Source organism: Betaproteobacteria bacterium, assembly GCA_009377585.1.
Lineage (GTDB): Bacteria > Pseudomonadota > Gammaproteobacteria > Burkholderiales > WYBJ01 > WYBJ01.
This window is the reverse complement of the sequence record WHTS01000023.1, coordinates 47,322-65,621: the sequence shown is the minus strand read 5'-3', so window position 1 is coordinate 65,621 and position 18,300 is coordinate 47,322. Positions and strand designations below refer to the sequence as shown.

Below are 18,300 nucleotides of genomic sequence, written 5' to 3'. Positions count from 1 at the left end.
TCGCGCGCTCGACCGACGTATTCTCGGTCGGCATGACGCTCTACGAGCTGCTGACCGGGCAGCCCGCGGTCGCAGGCGGCAACGTATTCGAAGTGCTGCACAAGATCGCCAACCAGCCGTTCCGGGCGCCCTCGACGCGCAACAGCGAAGTGACCGAGGAGCTGGACCAGATCGTCATGCGCGCGCTGGCGAAGAACCCGGCCGAACGCTACGCCGATGCGCAGGAGATGCGCCGCGCGCTCGCGCACCATTGCCGGCCGAGCGAGGACGACGCCACGACGCAGCCTTCGTCGGATGGCTCGGGTGCGATCGAGTTCCTGTTGAACCGCATGCGCCACAAGTCCGGCTTTCCGGCGCTGTCGGGAACGATCAGCGCCATCAACCGCGTGACGGCGGGCCCGGAGCAGAGCGTGCAAGCGTTGAGCGAAGTGTTGCTGAAGGACTTCGCCCTCACCAACAAGCTCCTGCGGATGGTGAATTCGACCGGCTACGGACATTTCGGCGGCACCATCAGCACCATATCGCGCGCGGTCCTCATCCTCGGCTTCAACGCCGTGCGCGACATGGCGATCACGCTGGTGCTGTTCGACCATCTGCACAACAAGGGCCAGGCGACGAAACTGCGCGAGGAGGTCATTCACTCGCTTTTCACCGGCATCATCGCACGCAGCCTCGCGCGCAATGCCGGGGTGCGCGATGCCGAGGAAGGGTTCATCTGCGGGGTGTTTCGCGGCCTCGGCCGCCTGCTGGCCGGGTTTTACCTCTACGACGAGAGCCTGGAGGTGACGCGCCGGATCCAGCACTCGGCGCTCGGCGAAGAGGCGGCCTCGAAAGCCGTGCTCGGCGCTTCCTACAGCGAGATCGGCGCGGCGGTCGCCCGCAGCTGGAATCTTCCGCCGGGAATCATCGCCGCCATGCGACCGCTGGAAGCGGAACCGCCCGTCAAGCCGGAAAACGCGCAAGAGCGGCTACGGCTGGTCGCAGCGCTGGCCGAAGCGGTATCCGATGCCGCTTGCGCCGGGTCTGCGCCACAGCGTGACAAGCAGCTTGCGGCGATTGCCCGGCGCTTCGGCGCCGCAATCCCGATCGACGAGAAAAAACTTCTCGCCACCGCGAACGAATCGGTGCAGCAACTGCTCGACGACGCGGCGCACTTGCTGGGCGACAGCCGCACGAGCCGCTTCTGCCAGGGGTTGCGCCAGACCGCGGGCGCAGCCGCGGCGGATGCCATGCCCGACGCCGACACGCTGGAGCGGGTGATCGAGCAAACGACCCGGATCGCAGCGAGCGTGGCCGAAGCGCACGAACAGGAACCGGCTCAGGTCCTCGCCGCCGGAATCCAGGACATCACCAACTCGCTCGTCGACAATGTCAACTTGAGCGATCTCCTGCGCATCATCCTCGAGACGATGTACCGCGGCATGGGCTTCACGCGGGTGATCCTGTTCATGCGCGACCCGCGCGCGTTCACGCTGACCGCCCGGTTCGGTTACGGCCAGGATCTCGACCGCATCGTCGGCCGGCTCAGCCTGCCTTTCGGCCGCAGCCAGGACGTTTTCTCCGTGTGCCTGGCGAAGAATGTCGATTTGCTCATCACGGACATCGAAGCGCCCAACATCCGCGCGCGCATTCCGGAATGGTTTCGCAAGGCCTCGCTGGGGCAGACCTTCGTGCTGCTGCCGATCGTGCTCGACAACAAACCGATCGGGCTGTTCTACGGCGAAAAGCCCCTGGCCGACGAGCTCACGGTCGAGGCGCGGGAGATGAACCTGCTCAAGACCCTGCGCAACCAGGCGGTACTGGCGTTGCGCCAGCGCCGTTGAGCTCGGGCGCGGTCCGTGGCGAAACGCCGGACCGAGCTTAGAACGTAGCCGGACGCTCCATCGTCTGCAGCAGCCGGGCGCTGGTCTGACGCAGGCGCTGCGACAGCATGGTGACCAGCTTGATGAGAATCTTCGCCCCGAGGCTCGGCTTTTCCAGGATGATGTTCGCCATGGCATCGCGCGTGAGCACCGCGAACACCGTGGTATCGGTGACGACACAGGTGGCGAAACGCGGCTCCCCGTCGATCATGGACATCTCGCCCAGCGTCATGCCGGGCCCGACGCTCGTCATCAGCTGGCGCTCGCCCTGCGCGTTGTTCTTGAAGATGTCCACCGCCCCGGAAATGACGAGCAGCATGAAATCGCCATCGTCGCCTTCGCGAATGATGGCCTGACCCGGTTGCGCGTTGTAGATCGCCATGTAGTCGGCGAGCAAACCGATGTCGTCGCGCTCGAAGTCGGCGAAGAAGAGCGAGCGCCCCACCAGATCGAAGATCTGCTGCGCGTACGACCCGCCGGCGCCGAGGTGCTCGATGTGCGACAGCAGCTCGACGCTCGAGCCGTGCAAGGAATCTTCGGCGTCATCGGCCATGCATACGCCTCAATGCCGGCTATTCTTCCTGGTCGCCCGCGATGCGGCGCGTGCGAACGCCCTCGGCCAGCGCATCGAGCAGGGGCACGGTATCTTCCCAGCCGATGCAGCCGTCGGTGATGCTCAGTCCGTACACGAGCTCCTTGCCGGGCACCAGATCTTGCCGTCCGCCCTGCAGATGGCCCTCGATCATGACGCCGAAAATGCGCTTGTCGCCGGCCGCCACCTGCGCGGCCACGTCGCGGCCCACTTCGCATTGGCGCTGGTACTGCTTGCTGCTGTTGGCGTGGCTGAAATCGATCATCACGCGCTGCGCGAGGCCCGCCGTGGCAAGCTCCTTACAGGCGGCTTCGACGCTCGGCGCATCGAAGTTGGGTTTGCCGTTGCCGCCGCGCAGGACCACGTGCGTGTCCTCGTTGCCCAGGGTGGAAACGATGGCGGAATGGCCGCCCTTGGTGACCGACAGAAAGTTGTGCGGCTGCTGCGAGGTGCGCACCGCGTCGACCGCGATCTTGAGATTGCCGTCGGTGCCATTCTTGAACCCGACCGGGCACGACAGGCCCGAGGCAAGCTCGCGATGCACCTGGCTCTCGGTGGTGCGGGCGCCGATCGCGCCCCAGGCGACCAGGTCGGCGATGTATTGCGGCGTGATCATGTCGAGGTATTCGACGCCGGCCGGCATGCCCAGCTCGTTCAACTCCAGCAGCAGTTGCCGCGCGGTGCGCAGGCCCTCGTTGATCCTGAAGCTCCCATCCAGGTCGGGATCGTTGATGAGCCCCTTCCAGCCCACGGTGGTGCGCGGCTTCTCGAAATAAACCCGCATCACGATCAACAGGTCGGCTGCCAGGCGCTGTTTCTCGCGCTCGAGCCGCTCGGCATACTCGCGTGCCGCACGCACGTCGTGGATCGAGCACGGGCCGATGATCACGAGCAGCCGGTCGTCCGCGCCATGGAGGATGCGATGAATCGCCTGCCGCGCTTCGACCGTGGTGTGTGCGGTACGCTCCGACGCAGGAAACTCCCTCAGCACGTGCGAAGGTGGAAGAAGCTCCTTGATCTCGCGAATGCGGGTGTCGTCGATGGCAGGGTGGATGGAGTTGGGTGCGCGCTGCATGGCTGGAACCGTCTGGCTCATCGAGGAAGCGAATTAGTATAAGCCGGATTGCCGGAGCGCGGCCGGCCCCGGCCGCGAATGCGCCGGGCCGGGAAGCATCGTTGGTCTGCGCGCTTGGAGCGATTTCAGCCGGTGCCGCCGACGGTGAGCCCGTCCACCCGCAGGGTCGGCTGGCCCACGCCCACCGGCACGCTTTGCCCTTCCTTGCCGCACGTGCCCACGCCGGAGTCGAGCGCCATGTCGTTGCCGATCATGGATACGCGTGTGAGCACGTCCGGACCGTTGCCGATCAAGGTGGCGCCCTTGACGGGCTGGGTGACCTTGCCGTCCTCGATCAGGTATGCCTCGGCGGCCGAGAACACGAACTTGCCGCTGGTGATGTCGACCTGGCCGCCGCCAAAGTTGACCGCGTACAGCCCGTTCTTGACCGAGGCGAGAATCTCCTGCGGATCGTGGCTGCCGTTGAGCATGTACGTATTCGTCATGCGCGGCATCGGGATATGCGCATACGACTCGCGCCGGCCGTTGCCCGTAACAGGAACGTTCATGAGGCGCGCGTTGAGTGAATCCTGCAGATACGCCCTCAGCACTCCGTCCTCGATCAGAACGTTGCGCTGGGTGGGATTGCCCTCGTCGTCGACGTTGAGCGAGCCGCGCCGTTTTTCCAGCGTGCCGTCGTCGACCACCGTGACGCCGGGTGCGGCGACCCGCTCGCCGATGCGACCGGAGAACGCCGAGCTGCCCTTGCGGTTGAAGTCGCCTTCGAGCCCGTGCCCCACCGCCTCGTGCAGCAGCACGCCCGGCCAGCCGGGCCCCAGCACCACCGTCATGGTGCCGGCCGGCGCCGGCCGCGCCGCGAGGTTCGTCACCGCCTGGTGCACCGCCTTGCGCGCATAGTCCTCGATCACCGCATCCGTGAAATAGCTGTAGTCGAAGCGCCCGCCGCCACCCGAGGAGCCCTGCTCGCGGCGAGCGTCCTGCTCGGCGATCACCTGCACCGACATGCGCACCAGCGGACGCACGTCGGCCACCATCATGCCGTCGTGGCGGGTGACCAGGACGACTTCGTATTCGCCGCCCAGATGGGCCATCACTTGCGTCACACGCGGATCGAGCGAGCGCGCATAGCGCTCGATGCGCTCCAGCAGCGCGACCTTGGCCGCGTCGTCCAGGCTCGTCAGCGGATCACGCGGCTCGTAGAGACTGCGGCCCTTGCCGCGCGTTGCGACCTGGACCGCACCGCCGCTGCCCTGACGGGCGATCGCTCGCGTCGCCAAGGCCGCGGAGTGCAATGCATCGAGGCTGATATCGTCCGAATAGGCGAACGCGGTCTTTTCCCCGCTCACCGCGCGCACACCCACACCCTGGTCGATCGCGAAGCTGCCGGACTTGACGATGCCCTCCTCCAGGCTCCAGCCCTCGGAGCGGCTGTACTGGAAATACAGGTCGGCATAGTCAACCGAGTGCGTCATGATGTCGCCGAAAACGCTCTGCAATTTGCCGATGTCGAGCGCGTAGGGGGCCAGCAGGCACTGATCCGCGGTCGCGAACAGGTTTTCCGCCAGCCGCAGGGCAGGCTCGCTCTGGATGGACATGAATGGGCTACCTTCGAAGTGTTCGAACCAACTCAGTATTGATTCGGATGGCGGGCCGGAGTTCGGCGGGAAACACCCGCAAGCTCGCCTTTCGTTAGATGGGGTCGAGTGTACGGTGTTCCAGAGCGGGCAGGGCGCCGCGCACGGCGGCGATCCGCCCCGGATCGAGCTCGGCGAACGCAATGCCCGGGCCGGTAGGCACCCGCGCCAGGATTTCGCCCCAGGGGTCGATGATCATGCTGTCCCCATGGGTACGACGGCCGCTCGCATGCACACCGCCCTGAGCCGGCGCCAGCACGTAGGCGAGGTTTTCCACCGCCCGTGCTCGCAACAGGGTCTCCCAATGCGCTTCCCCGGTGGTGGCGGTGAAGGCCGAGGGGACCACGATCAGCGCCACCGAGCCCATCCGCCGGTAGAGCTCGGGAAAGCGCAAGTCGTAGCAGATGGAAAGACCTATTCGGCCGAAGGGGGATTCCAGAACGACGATCTCCGTCCCGGGCTCGATCGTGTTGGACTCGACGTAGCGCTCGCGCCCGTTGTCGAAGCCGAACAAGTGGATCTTGTCGTAGCGCGCGGCCAGCCTTCCCGCGTCATCGTACACGAGGCAGCTGTTGCGCACCTTGTCCGGCACGTCTGCCTCCAGTGGCACCGAGCCGCCGATGATCCACAGCCCCAGTCGCCGGGCCGTCGCGGACAGGAATTCCTGGATTGGCCCGCAACCGAAGCGCTCCCGTACGGCAACTTTGTCGGTATCGCGCAAACCCATGAGCGGAAAGAACTCCGGCAGGGCCGCGAGGCGGGCGCCCTGGCTCGCCGCCTGCTCGAGCAGGCGCTCGGCCTGCGCCAGATTGGTCGCAACGTCGACCGCCGACACCATCTGGATTGCGGCGATCCGGGTGGTTGCGGTTGTGTTCGGCGCCGATCGGTCGGTCGTCATCGATTTTCCTCGTCAGCGCACGATCTCGAGCTGGAGCAGTTGCCGGGCCGCGGGCTCAGCCCGCAGGACGAGCCGGCCGGGCGCAATCGCGTGCGCGATGAGCCAGGTGCGCAGCTCCTCGGCCTGCAGTGTGCCCTCTACGCTTGCCGGATGCCGAATCATCAACTGGGCGGCGGGATTGGCCGACAGCGTCGTCATCGCCTCGCGCACGGCCGGCACGGCAAGGACGGCGCGGCCGCTGCGTGGGCGATCCCAAAGCTCGTAGGGAACGGCTCCGGACGGCGTCGACACCGGCTCGGCGGCTCGCGCCAGCAGCCCGGCTGCCAGCAGCCCGGCTGCCAGCAGCCCGGCTGTCAGGGCGACCCCAAGCAGTCCCGCCTGCAGCGCGCGCACGGTCATCGGCTGCGTGCCACTCATCAGCCGGGCCCCGAGCGGCCAAAGCCGATCTTGCTGACGTTCGGATCGCTCCACGTGCCGGTCACCGAGTAATCGTAGGCAATGAGCTGCCCGAGCGGGTCGTTCAGGAGCTTCTGCGCCAGGTATACGCCGATGCCGGCGACCGGCCCGCCGAGCAGCGCGGTCACCGTGGCAACGCTATCGCCGACCGACGGCGTGACGCGCACCCGCAGCGCCTGCGTTTCCTGGTTCAGATCCACTTCCCCGCGCATGAGCACCCTGGCCGACGAACCGACGATGCGAAAGCTCTCGGTGGTCGCGATGCCACGCTGGATCTTCACCTTCCCCTGGATCGAATCGAAGGCAAAGCCTTCGCTGAAGACGTCCTTGAAGTCCAGCGTCACCCGCCTCGGCAGGGCCTGCAGGCTCAGAATGGAAAGGAGCTTGCCGATGCCCGGATCGAGCTTGGCGAACTGTCCGCGCTTGGCATCGATCGCAAGATCGCCGGCCAGCGTGGGAAAGTCGATATCCTGCGGCGCGCCGTTCCAGCCGAGCGTACCGCTCAAGGTCGCCGTGCCGCCGCGCACGCCCTCGGGATAGCGCATGCGAGCAAGGAATTTGCCGATGTCATCGATGTCCAGGCGCAAGTTCATTTGCGTGCGCGGCTCCGGGACCTGCCGCTGCCAATAGCCGTCGGCGGTGAGCGTGGAATCGGCATTGCGCAGGCTGAGCTGCTCGATGCGCCAGTCGCCACCCTCGGGAATGGCTTTCAATTCCAGCCGCCCGAGCGCCCGGTCTTTGTAACTGAACTCGTCCACGATCACGTCGAGCGCCGGATAATCGGCCGCCTGCTGCTGCGCTTTGGGGTCGGTTGCATCCGCACCGGCACTGTCGGATGCGGCCGGCAACGCCAGTCGCTGCAGGCGTGCGACGATCCGACCCTGGTCGCGCGCTTGCCAGTCGATCTGGCCGGCGAATTCGCGCGCGGAAACGCGCAACCGCCACTCATCGGCCTGGCGCGCGTTCACCGAGACGTCGTTGAAACGCCGGTCGAACGCGTCCAGCGTGCCGAATTTCAAATCGGCGGCCATGACGGCTAGCTTGTTCGACCCGGACGCTTCGCCGCCGGCCAGAAACGCGCGCCAGCGGTCGGCGTCGACGTGCGCCAGCGTGCCGCGCAGCCAGATGCCGGGCCCTTCTGCGGCCGGCGGTTCGACGCCGCCCAATCCGATCGCAGCCTGTTCGACCACGAACTGTTGCCCGTCGCGGCGGCGGGCGATATTGGCCGAAAGCGTCTTGCTCAAGCTGACTTGGATCGTGTCCCCCGCCGCGCCGGCGAGCCGGCGTTCGATGCGCACCGGCACCACCTCGTCGGCCGCCTTGGCAAATGGCGCCGGCAAAGTCGAAGCGACGCCTTCGAGGCTCGATTCGACGACGAACTCAGCAGTCTTGGCGCGCACCTGCAGGCTGCTGCGCCAGTCCGCGGCGCCGCTGAATGCCTGCAGCAGCGGGCTCTCGATGCTCCTGCGCAACGCCTCGATGGTGGCTCGGCCGTTCGCGGCCGCGAACACCGCGCCGTCGCGCGTATCGAACGCGATGGTCGCCGGGCCGCCGAAGATCTGCGCAGCGATGTTCTGGCCCTGAACCGTGCTCTCGGTGAAGTTCAGCCGCCCGTCGACGTTCTCGAGCGGCGGCAAGTCGTTGTCCACGCGCAGCCGATTGGCCAGGAAGCGGTAGCTGCCATCGACGCGGGACTTCTCCAGCTCGCGCAGCGGCAAGATAAGCTTCAGAGCGAGCTGGCCGCGCCCTTGCGCTTCCATGCCGTCGATGAAGTGATCGATCTTGTCGGCGACCGGGCTCGCGTTGACGAAGCGCATGAACTCGCTGCTGGGTCCTTCCGCGTCCCCCGTGGCCTCGATGACTTCGTAGGGACCGACCAGGTCGGGGATCACGGCCTGCACCCGCGTCAACTGCGTGCCGAGGATGTTGGCCGCCGACGAGCGGACCTCGAGGCGGTTGCCCTTGAAATGGATCTCGGCTGCGATGTTCTCGATCCGCGGCCACCCGGTTGCGTACTCGAGGATGCCGTCGCGCGCCTTCGCCAACACCTCGAACGTTCCCTCGCGTCCATGAAAGGGAAAATCGGACAGGTTTCCCTGCAGACGCCACTTCACGTCCTGCGAATGGCCCGCGACGACGGCGCTGCGCACCCACTCGCGCGTGGATTCGCCGACCACGAGCGGAAGGTAATGCGCGACGCGACGCGCATCGGCGCGGGTGAGGTTGCCCGTCAGATCGGCGCTGCCCAGGCCTTCGGCCCCGATACGATACGTGCCGTGCAAGCTGCCTTCCAGATCGGCATTGCTGAAATCGAGCCGGGCGAAGCGGATATCGTAGCGGCCGGCGTTCGCGGTCCAGGTCACCTGCCCGGCGAGCGAATCGAACTGCAGCGGCTCGGCGAAGGTGCGCGGCAGGTCGATGCGCATGTCGCGGTTGGTCAGCGTGATCGCGCCTCGCTTCTCGTTCGCCTCCAGGCTCCCCGATACGTTGGCAAGTCCCGGCAGCGAGCCGACCGGCGCCACGCCCAACTGTTCGAAGCGCGCCTTGACCGCGAACTGCGCCGGCGGCCACGCTCCGCTCCAGCTTGCGTCGACACCCGAGACGATGCCGCGCGGCGCGTAGCGCGCGAGATCTTTGCGAATGCCCTCGTCGATCGGCAAGTGCTCGGCGAAATGCGCCAAGGCGCCGAGGTCGAGCACGTTCGCCTTCATCTGGCCACCGGCCGGCTTGGCGCCCTGCGCCTCGAACTTGCGCAGGGTGAAATCGGCGGCGCGAAAACTTTCTCCGTCCGGCGCGGAGGCGCCGAGTTGGCGCGCAGACACTTCGAACCCCGAGCGCCATCCGCGCCAGCCCACACGTCCCGCAAGCTCGTTCAGTTCCAGCGGCTGCAGGCCCGGCGCTAACGTGGCGGTTACCGCGGCAAGGTGCACGTCGGCCGTCACCGCGGTTACGCGTTCGGCTGCAATATCCACCCATAGCCGCAGCGCGCCCTGGCCGCGCGCGATGTCGATCGGCAGGTCGACCCACTGTTTGTGCGCGGCCAGGTCCGCATCGTCGAGCCGCAGATAGATCTGGCCTTCCCATTGCTGCAGGTCGCGCACGCTGCGGCCCGAGAGGTTTCCTCGCAGATCCACGGCGCCGAGCACCCCGGCCGGCCCGACCGCCTGCAGGCCGAAGCGGTGGCGGTAGAACTCGTTCTGCAGCCGCAGCCGGACCTGTTCGAGCTTGAGCTCCGGCGCCTGCCTTTGCTCGTCCAGCCACGATACGCTGGCGCCGGATATCGCCAGCGCCGGCTGGCGCAGGACCCAGTCTGCGAGCCCCCCGCCGCCTTCGGTCTTGCGTAGTTCGATGGCGCCGATCGAGATGACGCCGTCGGCGGCGCGGCGAATCGCGAGGTGAGGCCGATCGATCCGGAACGAATGGAAGCGGGGCTCGAGGAAGAACAGCGTTGTCCACGCAAGTGAGCTCTCGATCCGGCCCAGCTCGAGCCCGGGCCTACCCGCATCGTCATAGACGGTGACATCGAGCAGCGTGAATTGCGGCCGAAACCCGCGCCAGTCGGCGCGCACTTCCCCTATGGCGATGCGCTGGCCCGTGGCCGAGCTCATGATGCGCTCGAGATGGCCTCGATACGCATCGATGTTCGGCAGCACCCAATAGCGCAAGCCGAGGATCGAACCGCCGGCCAGCAGCATCGCAGTAAGCGTTGCGTAAAGTCCGACGCGCCACGACCAGAGCGGGATGAGCTTGAAGATCAGCCGGCCGATGCGCCGTAACACCTCGAAATCCGCCGTAGCTCGCAGTGTCCTGAGTCCGGGATTCGATGCTGCAATCCCGATCGTATGCCCCGCGCCCGAGCGTGGCAAAAGTGTCGAAATCGGCGCCAGACGCGAAGTGAACCGCAGCCAGGTTGGACACCTGGCGAGGATTCACGACAATGTATGGCGTCGATTCTCGGCATCTTTTGCGCGGCGAATTTCGGACTCAGGACACTACTGTGGAGTGTGAAAGTCGTCAGCCCAGCCGACGACCGTGTGTCAATCGCCCAGCGAGCGAGCGCCCGAAAACTTCTCGCATGCTCAGTACAATGGACGGACTTGCGCAAGGAATTTCATTGTAACCTCAAAAGCAATGATGCCCGCAGCCAACACCGGACCCGATGCAGCCTCCGGCGCGATCGAGCGCGCGTGCCGATTGAGCCGCTACGCGCGCCGCACGGCTGCGAGCCAGCCGGCGTTGCTGCAAACGCTCGACGCCGCCCGTGCGTTTACCGCGCAAGCCATGCGCAATTTCATTCGCGCGGCCGAGCCATTCGACGAAACCGCGCTGATGGCTACCTTACGCGAGCTGCGCAAGCGCGTGCTGCTCACGCTCATCGTGCGCGATCTGGCGGGCTGGGCCGACCTCGACGAAGTGACCTCGACCATGACCGCCCTGGCCGACACCGCTCTCGACGAAGCCTGCACCCGGATCGAAGCCTGGACCGCGACCCAATACGGCAGCCCCACGGCCCCGGACGGCAGCACGCAGCACCTCATGGTGGTCGGCATGGGGAAGCTCGGCGGCTGCGAGCTCAACGTGTCGTCCGATATCGACCTGGTGTTCCTTCACGGCGAAGAGGGCGAAACGCGTGGCGCCAGGTCCATCAGCAATTCCGAGTTGTTCACCCGGATCGCGCGCAAACTGATCGCCGCGCTGGGTGAGATCACCGCGGACGGGTTCGTGTTCCGCGTCGACATGCGCCTGCGGCCCTACGGGGATTCGGGGCCACTGGTGTGCAACCTCGCCATGCTGGAGAGCTACTTCATCACCCAGGGACGCGAGTGGGAGCGTTACGCCTGGATCAAGGCGCGCCTGATCCGCGGCGGGCGCGAGGGCGAGCTCGCCGCGCTGGTGCGGCCGTTCGTCTTCCGCCGCCACCTCGACTACGGCGCGCTCGCCTCGATGCGAAGCCTGCATGCGCAGATCCGCCAGGAAGTGAACCGGCGCGACATGGCCGACGACATCAAGCTCGGTCCCGGCGGCATTCGGGAAATCGAGTTCATCGCCCAACTGTTCCAGCTGATCCGCGGTGGCCGCGAGGCGGCGCTGCGCACGCAGCCCACGCTCGAAGTGCTGCGGCTGCTGGCCGAACGCGCGCTATTGCCTGCGGCGGCTGCAGCCGAGCTCGCGCAGGCGTATGAATTCCTGCGCCGCCTGGAGCACCGGCTGCAATATCTCGACGACCAGCAGACGCAGTCGCTGCCGCGCAGCAACGAAGATCGCGCGTTGATCGCGCAGGCGATGAGCATGCAGGATTGGCCGGCCATGCTGGACGCGCTGGATGCGCATCGCCGGGCCGTGTCGCATCACTTCGAGCAGATTTTCGCAGCCAGCGGGCGGGCGCCGGACGAAGGCTCGACTGCTGCGGCCGTGGCCGCGCCCGGCTTGCCGTCGGCGGCGATCGAGGCCCAGGGCGGCGTGCTCGGCCAGCAGCTCGTGCAACTGGGCTACGCGCGTGCGGACGCGCTCGCGGCGCGCGTGACCGGGATGCGCACCGGCAGCCGCTATCGGCAGATGCCGGCTTCCGGTCAGACGCGCATCGACGTCCTGCTGCCGCGCGTGCTGGAAACCGCGGCCCGACTGCACGATCGGGATGCGGCGGCCGAGAGCCTGCTCGATCTGATCGAAAACATCGGCCGGCGCGAGTCCTACCTCGCGTTGCTGGTGGAGTATCCGCAGGCTCTGGCGGCGGTCGCCAACCTGGCCGCGGCAAGCCGCTGGGCCGCGCAGTATCTGGGGCAGCACCCGATTCTGCTGGACGAGCTGCTGGACAATCGGGCGGCTGCCGCCGCGCCCGATCTGGCCGGCATGGTGCGCGCTCTTGAAACGCAATTGAGCGAACACGCCGGCGACATGGAGGGGCAGATGGATGCCCTGCGCCACTTCAAGCATGCGCAGACCTTTCGCCTGCTGGTGCAGGATCTGGCCGGTGGGTTGCCTTTGGAGACGCTCAGCGATCACCTGAGCGATCTGGCTTGTGCCTGCCTGGACTCGGTCATGCGGCTCGCCTGGGAGCACCTGCGCGTGCGCCATCGGCCCGAGCCGCGCTTCGCAATCGTCGGCTACGGCAAGCTCGGCGGCAAGGAGCTCGGCTATGCGTCCGACCTCGACATCATATTTCTCTACGATGACGACACCGGCCAGGCCGCAGAAGTCTACGCGCGTTATGCGCTGCGCATCAACACGTGGCTGACGACGGTTACGCCGGCCGGCATCTTGTACGAAACCGATCTGCGCCTGCGGCCCGACGGCGCGAGCGGCCTGCTGGTAAGCCCGCTCGAAGCCTTCGTCGCCTACCAGCGCGACAAGGCCTGGGTGTGGGAGCACCAGGCGCTCACGCGCGCCCGTCACGTCGCGGGCGATGCGGCAATCGGGCGCCGCTTCGAAGCGTTGCGTGTGGAGATCCTGCGCAGCCAACGCGACGTGGGCGAGCTTCAGCGCGAAATCGTCGCCATGCGCGCGAAGATGCTCGATGCGCATCCGAACACGAGCGCGGCTTTCGACCTGAAGCACGATCGCGGCGGCATCATCGATGTCGAGTTCATGGTCCAGTATCTCGTCCTGGCGCACTCCGCGCGCCACGCCGAGCTCACGGCCAATATCGGCAATCTTGCCCTGATCATGCGCGCCGCCGCGCTGGGGCTGATCCCGGCTTCGGATGCGCAGGCCGTGCACGCCGCCTACCGCCGCTACCGGCAACTGCAGCACGCATTGCGGCTTCGCGGTGAGCGTTACGCCCGCGTCGACCCGGCTAGCGTGGCAACCGAGATCGACTCGGTGCGGCGACTGTGGGATCGGGTTTTCGCGCCGTAAAGATCGCATTGCCGATCCGCTCGGAATGCGGCGCAAGCGCCGAAAACGCCACGTATGGTCCTAATTTGGACCATACCAAGCGCCACGGCGATGCGTCGCCGCGAGGCGAATTCGGCTAGAATTTCTGTTTTCCGCTGCAGGGAGTTGTACCATGTCGATGGCCGATCGCGACGGCTGGATCTGGCAGGACGGCAAGCTACGGCCATGGCGCGAGGCGACCACTCACGTGCTCACGCATACGCTGCATTACGGCATGGGCGTATTCGAAGGCGTGCGCGCCTACAAGACCTCGCAGGGAACTGCCGTATTCCGGCTGCGCGAGCATACCGACCGGCTGTTCCGCTCGGCGCACATCAACGGCATGAAGATTCCTTACGACAAGAGCACGATCTTCGAAGCGCAGCGCGAAGTGGTGCGCGCCAACAAGCTCGACGAGTGCTACATCCGCCCGATCGCCTTCTACGGCTCGGAAGCGATGGGCATCAACACCGCCAAGTGCTCGGTGCACGTGGCGATCGCCGCCTGGGCCTGGGGGGCCTACCTCGGCCCCGAGGCGCTGGAAGAGGGTATCCGTGTCAAGACCTCGTCCTATGCCCGCCACCACGTCAATGTCACGATGTGCCGCGCCAAATCGGTCGGTACGTACATGAACTCGATTCTCGCCAACCAGGAAGCGCACCAGGACGGCTACGACGAAGCGCTGCTGCTCGATGTCGACGGCTTCGTCGCCGAAGGTTCGGGCGAGAACATCTTCATCGTGCGCAGCGGAAAACTGTACGAACCCGAGCTCACCTCCGCGCTCGAAGGCATCACGCGCGATGCCGTGATCACGCTCGCACAGGAAGCGGGCATCGAGGTGATCGCCAAGCGCATCACGCGCGACGAGGTGTACAGCGCCGACGAAGCGTTCTTCACCGGCACCGCGGCCGAGGTCACCCCGATCCGGGAGCTCGACAGCCGCACGATCGGAGTCGGCCGCCGCGGCCCTGTCACCGAAAAACTGCAGAAGATGTTCTTCGACTGCGTGGGCGGACGCGCGCAGAACCACCGCGACTGGAACACCCCGGTCGCCGCCTGATCGCCGCCATCATGAACGACGACACGGTTCGCACGCCAGCCTGCATCGAGGTCACGGACAAGGACTTGCCGCTGCACTGTCCGACGCCCGCGATGCTGCTGTGGAACTCGCATCCGCGCGTGTTTCTCGATATCGAGCGTACCGGCGAGGCGATGTGTCCCTATTGCGGCACCCGCTTCTCGTACCAGGGTGAAGGCGGACACCGCGGGCACTAACGGGCGAGGCGCGGCGCTGCACGCGCGCGGGACGGCAACCGCCACGGCGACGCGCGTGCTGGTGGTTGGACCTTCCTGGGTTGGCGATACGGTTCTGGCGCAACCGCTGTTCATGCGGCTGCGCGAGCGCTCGCCGCAGCTTGCGCTCGACGTGCTGGCCCCGCCCTGGACCGCCTCCCTGGTCCGCCGCATGCCCGAAGTGAACGACGTCATCGAGAATCCGTTCCGGCACGGCGAGCTGAAGGTGTTCGCGCGCCGCCGTCTGGGTCTGGCGCTGCGCGAACGGCACTACCATCGCGCCATCATCCTGCCCAATTCGCTCAAGTCCGCGTTGCCGCCGTTTTTCGCCCACATTGCCGTGCGCACCGGCTACCGCGGCGAGCTGCGCTCGGGCGTGCTGAACGATATAAGGCGCCTGGACGAGAAACGGCTGCCGCTTCTGGTGGAGCGCTTCGCCGCTCTGGCCGAGCCGGCAGGCGCACCCTTGCGCCGCCCTGTGCCGCGTCCGCGGCTGCGCGCCGACCCGCTCAACCGCTCGCGCGCGATCGAGCGCCTGCAGCTCGCGACCGAACGGCCGGTGGTCGCGTTCTGTCCCGGAGCGGAATACGGCGAGGCGAAGCGCTGGCCGGTGGAGCATTTCGCGGCGCTCGCCGGACACGCGCGTGCCGCCGGCGCGCAGGTCTGGCTGTTCGGTTCGGCCAACGACAAGAGCATCGCGGATGCAATCGCGAGCCGCTGCGACGCGCAAGGCATCGCGAATCTGTGCGGCCGCACGACGCTCGCCGATGCGGTCGACCTCCTGTCGCTGGCCGCGGTGGTGGTCAGCAACGATTCCGGGTTGATGCACGTCGCCGCAGCGCTCGACCGGCCCCTGGTGGCGCTTTATGGATCGAGCAGCCCGGGCTACACGCCGCCGCTCGCGCCGCAGGCCCGGGTGCTGAGCCTCGATCTGCCGTGCAGCCCATGCTTCGAGCGCGTCTGTCCGCTGGGGCACTTCAAGTGCCTGCGCGATCTCGCACCCGATCGGGTATGGCGCGATGCCGCCGCCATCGCCGCTGCAGCGCTGCCGCATCCTTCCGGCACGTCCGGCTGAAGACGCCGCCTGGATGGTGCGCTTTGGCGCAGAGCGTGACGTGGTTTGCGGGGGGCTCGCGCCGCTCCTGCTAGAATCGCCGCCTATGGCTGCAGCATCATTCACCACGCCACAGGAAGCCGAGCAGGCGTTCTACGAAGCGTTCCAGCGCGCCGACCTCGATGCCATGATGGCGGTCTGGGCGGAGGACGACGAAGTATTCTGCGTGCACCCTGGGGGCTCGCGGCTGACGGGGCTTGCGGCGATACGGGAATCGTTCCGGCAGCTGTTCCGCAACGGCGCGAACATGCGTTTTCAATTGCGCGGTGTGCAGCAGATCCGTGGCGGTTTGCTCGCGGTCCACAGCGTCTACGAATACATCACGCTCGTGGGCGAGCGCCGGCAAGCGAGCGCGGTCATCGCAACCAACCTGTACGCGAATGCCGGCGGCGGTTGGCGCATGGTGGGCCATCACGCCTCGCCGGTCGCCAACGCCGAAGTCGAACCGCCTGCGGAAAAGAGCACGCCCACCCTGCTGCACTGAGCCCGCCGGCCGCTTTCCGGGAAATGTCATGAGCAACGAATTTGCGCTGCCGCCGCGGTCCAGAAAACCGCGCACGCGGGGTCTCACCTCGATGATCGATTTCGGTCCCGACACGTTCGGCTGGACCGGCGGGGAGCACGGCATTCGAGGGCTGCTCGAGTGCGCGGCCGACTACATCGACTTTGCCAAGATCTACGCGATGAATGCGCTGCTGTTGCCGGAGCAGACGGTCAAGCGCGCGGCCCAGGCCTATCGGGATGCCGGCATCGTGCCGTTCGCCGGTGGCATTCTGTTCGAGTACGCGTGGCAGAAGGGCCAGGTGGAGGAGATGATGCGCCACCTCGATCGACTCGGCTTGGCGGGTATCGAGCTGTCGGAGAACTACATCACGCTCGATCGCGACCAGCGCCGGCGCGAGATCGATCGGCTGCAGCGCCATGGCCTGAAAGTGGTGTACGAGTTCGGCCGCAAGAATCCGGTCGATCCCATGAGCTTCGATTACGTGGCCGGGCTGGTCGCCGATGTACAAGCTCTCGGCATAGACCATGTCACCGTCGAGCAATGCGAGATCGATCTGCTGGCGCAAAGCTCCGCCGAGGCGCTGCGTACACTTCCGCAGCAACCGTGGTTCGACCACATCCTGATCGAGGTCGACCCCTACCGCTTCCCGCAGCAGCACGCGCAGATCATCCGCGATTTCGGGCCGGAGGTGAACCTCGCCAACGTCACGCCCGGGCAGGTTCTGCGGGTGGAAGGATTCCGTTGCGGCATCGGCCGCGCGGTCGACTATTCCCTGCTCGCGCGCTGAGCCCACCCGGGCGCCCCGCGCCCGGGTATCTTATCCGGTGCGAGCGCTGTAATTGTCAGCGTAGGCGATCATGACGGGTACTTCAGAACATCCTGACCGGCTGGCGCACGAGCTGGAGCAGCACAGGCCCGCCCTACCTGGGTCGGCGGATATGGGAGCCATAAAAGGCTCCAGGAAGCGTGACGAATTTCTCGAACCCAACCTAGGACAACGGCATTCCCGAATTGACCCATGCATGCCCGTGGCGTAGGCTGCAAGCGCTCGGCCTCGCATCGGTCAAGAGGGATCGGTCATGTGCATCCAGTCCTGGGCTCACGTTTTCCTTCTCCGTGCCGCGTTGCTTCTCCTGGCGGCTTGGGCGCTGCCGGCGAGCGCCGGCTTCCAAATCGAGCGCTTCGGCTATGACAAATTCAAGCCTGGCGGACCGGGCGTGCCGTTCGAAGTCACGACGTTTCTCGATACATTCAGTGGCGGCGGCCCCCTGGTCAATCCCTCGGCCGCATTCGAGTGGCAAATCAAAGTCGGCACGATCAAGGACAAGGACGAGGACGAGGGCCTGCACCTGAAGCCCTGGCGGCGCGGCGCCCCCTTCACGATCGGGCCCTACCTGACACTCGCCCAGGTCCTGGAGCTGCAAACACCGCTTGCCGGCACCGGCGCCATCGACAATGCGCCGTCCAACTTCGGCGTGTACGCCGTCTACGAGCTCGATTCGTACACGGGGGGTCAGATCTTTGGCGGGGTGGGCCTCACGGACGTCTTTCGCGGTGCCGGCACGCGCGCGATTGCCGCTACCGTCGAACGCGACGGCGACAATTACTACGGCAAGTTCTCCAATGCGCTCACGGGCGAGATCTCGGATCGGCAACTGCTCGGCATCACTCTCGAAACGCGGTTTGTCGAGGTCTTCATCCAACGGGAGCATCCTACGAGCAATTCGGTGAGTGCCGGATACGCGCTGCGGGACAAGGATTTCGGCTTCATCGATCCCATCGAGCCCGTGAAGCGCTTCAGCGGATTGCAGCTCGCCTTCTCCGATGTCGTGCTGAGTCCCGTGATCTTCGCCGCGGCACCGATCCCGGAACCCGAGACGTGGGCGCTCTTGATCGCCGGCCTTGCGGTTATCGGCTACCGGGTCCGTAAGACAGACACGCCGCTAGTTTGACTCCGCGCGGTCTGCAGCGCTTGCAGCAGCGGAGAAAACAAGCCGT

The 18,300-nt window shown here is 66.4% G+C and carries 14 protein-coding genes; 8 read left to right on the top strand and 6 right to left on the bottom strand.

The features are described from left to right. Positions 1-1,823: HDOD domain-containing protein (locus tag GEV05_10290; protein ID MPZ43775.1), on the top strand; the 1,823-nt coding region annotated here is incomplete at its 5' end. Positions 1,824-1,860: 37 nt separating this feature from the next. On the opposite strand, the gene GEV05_10285 is transcribed toward GEV05_10290, so the two are convergent. The 6 genes from GEV05_10285 to GEV05_10260 form a co-directional block, all read right to left on the bottom strand. Then, complete coding sequence (locus GEV05_10285; protein MPZ43774.1) at positions 1,861-2,415, bottom strand: cyclic nucleotide-binding domain-containing protein; 555 nt, start codon at positions 2,413-2,415, stop codon at positions 1,861-1,863. Between the two features lie 19 nt (positions 2,416-2,434). Further along, positions 2,435-3,508 (bottom strand): 3-deoxy-7-phosphoheptulonate synthase AroG, encoded by a 1,074-nt coding sequence (gene aroG, locus GEV05_10280; GenBank protein ID MPZ43773.1) that lies wholly within the window; start codon positions 3,506-3,508, stop codon positions 2,435-2,437. A gap of 146 nt (positions 3,509-3,654) precedes the next feature. Next, positions 3,655-5,124: a metalloprotease TldD gene (tldD, locus tag GEV05_10275; GenBank protein MPZ43772.1), complete on the bottom strand. Its 1,470-nt coding sequence runs from the start codon at positions 5,122-5,124 to the stop codon at positions 3,655-3,657. 94 nt (positions 5,125-5,218) lie between these two features. Then, positions 5,219-6,061: a carbon-nitrogen hydrolase family protein gene (locus tag GEV05_10270; GenBank protein ID MPZ43771.1), complete on the bottom strand. Its 843-nt coding sequence runs from the start codon at positions 6,059-6,061 to the stop codon at positions 5,219-5,221. A 12-nt stretch (positions 6,062-6,073) separates the two neighbouring features. Further along, positions 6,074-6,478, bottom strand: a complete 405-nt coding sequence (locus GEV05_10265; GenBank protein MPZ43770.1) for a hypothetical protein — start codon at positions 6,476-6,478, stop codon at positions 6,074-6,076. After that, the gene (locus GEV05_10260; GenBank protein MPZ43769.1) at positions 6,478-10,296 is read right to left on the bottom strand and encodes a TIGR02099 family protein; all 3,819 of its coding nucleotides are present in this window, start codon (positions 10,294-10,296) and stop codon (positions 6,478-6,480) included. Before GEV05_10260 ends, GEV05_10265 begins: the two co-directional genes overlap by 1 nt. A 352-nt stretch (positions 10,297-10,648) precedes the next feature. On the opposite strand from GEV05_10260, the gene glnE reads away from it, so the two are divergent. From glnE to GEV05_10225, 7 genes are all read left to right on the top strand, one after another. Continuing rightward, a complete protein-coding gene (gene glnE, locus GEV05_10255; GenBank protein MPZ43768.1) occupies positions 10,649-13,372 on the top strand; it encodes a bifunctional [glutamate--ammonia ligase]-adenylyl-L-tyrosine phosphorylase/[glutamate--ammonia-ligase] adenylyltransferase in 2,724 nt (907 codons plus the stop codon). Positions 13,373-13,523: 151 nt separating this feature from the next. Beyond that, positions 13,524-14,450: a branched-chain amino acid transaminase gene (locus GEV05_10250; protein ID MPZ43767.1), complete on the top strand. Its 927-nt coding sequence runs from the start codon at positions 13,524-13,526 to the stop codon at positions 14,448-14,450. An 11-nt stretch (positions 14,451-14,461) separates the two neighbouring features. Beyond that, positions 14,462-14,665: a zinc-finger domain-containing protein gene (locus GEV05_10245; protein MPZ43766.1), complete on the top strand. Its 204-nt coding sequence runs from the start codon at positions 14,462-14,464 to the stop codon at positions 14,663-14,665. Between the two features lie 55 nt (positions 14,666-14,720). After that, positions 14,721-15,758 (top strand): lipopolysaccharide heptosyltransferase II, encoded by a 1,038-nt coding sequence (waaF, locus tag GEV05_10240; protein ID MPZ43765.1) that lies wholly within the window; start codon positions 14,721-14,723, stop codon positions 15,756-15,758. Between the two features lie 67 nt (positions 15,759-15,825). Then, positions 15,826-16,281: an SgcJ/EcaC family oxidoreductase gene (locus tag GEV05_10235; GenBank protein ID MPZ43764.1), complete on the top strand. Its 456-nt coding sequence runs from the start codon at positions 15,826-15,828 to the stop codon at positions 16,279-16,281. Positions 16,282-16,309: 28 nt separating this feature from the next. Continuing rightward, positions 16,310-17,089: a phosphosulfolactate synthase gene (locus GEV05_10230; GenBank protein MPZ43763.1), complete on the top strand. Its 780-nt coding sequence runs from the start codon at positions 16,310-16,312 to the stop codon at positions 17,087-17,089. A 292-nt stretch (positions 17,090-17,381) separates the two neighbouring features. Continuing rightward, a complete protein-coding gene (locus GEV05_10225) occupies positions 17,382-18,254 on the top strand; it encodes a PEP-CTERM sorting domain-containing protein (GenBank protein ID MPZ43762.1) in 873 nt (290 codons plus the stop codon). Positions 18,255-18,300: the final 46 nt, after the last annotated feature.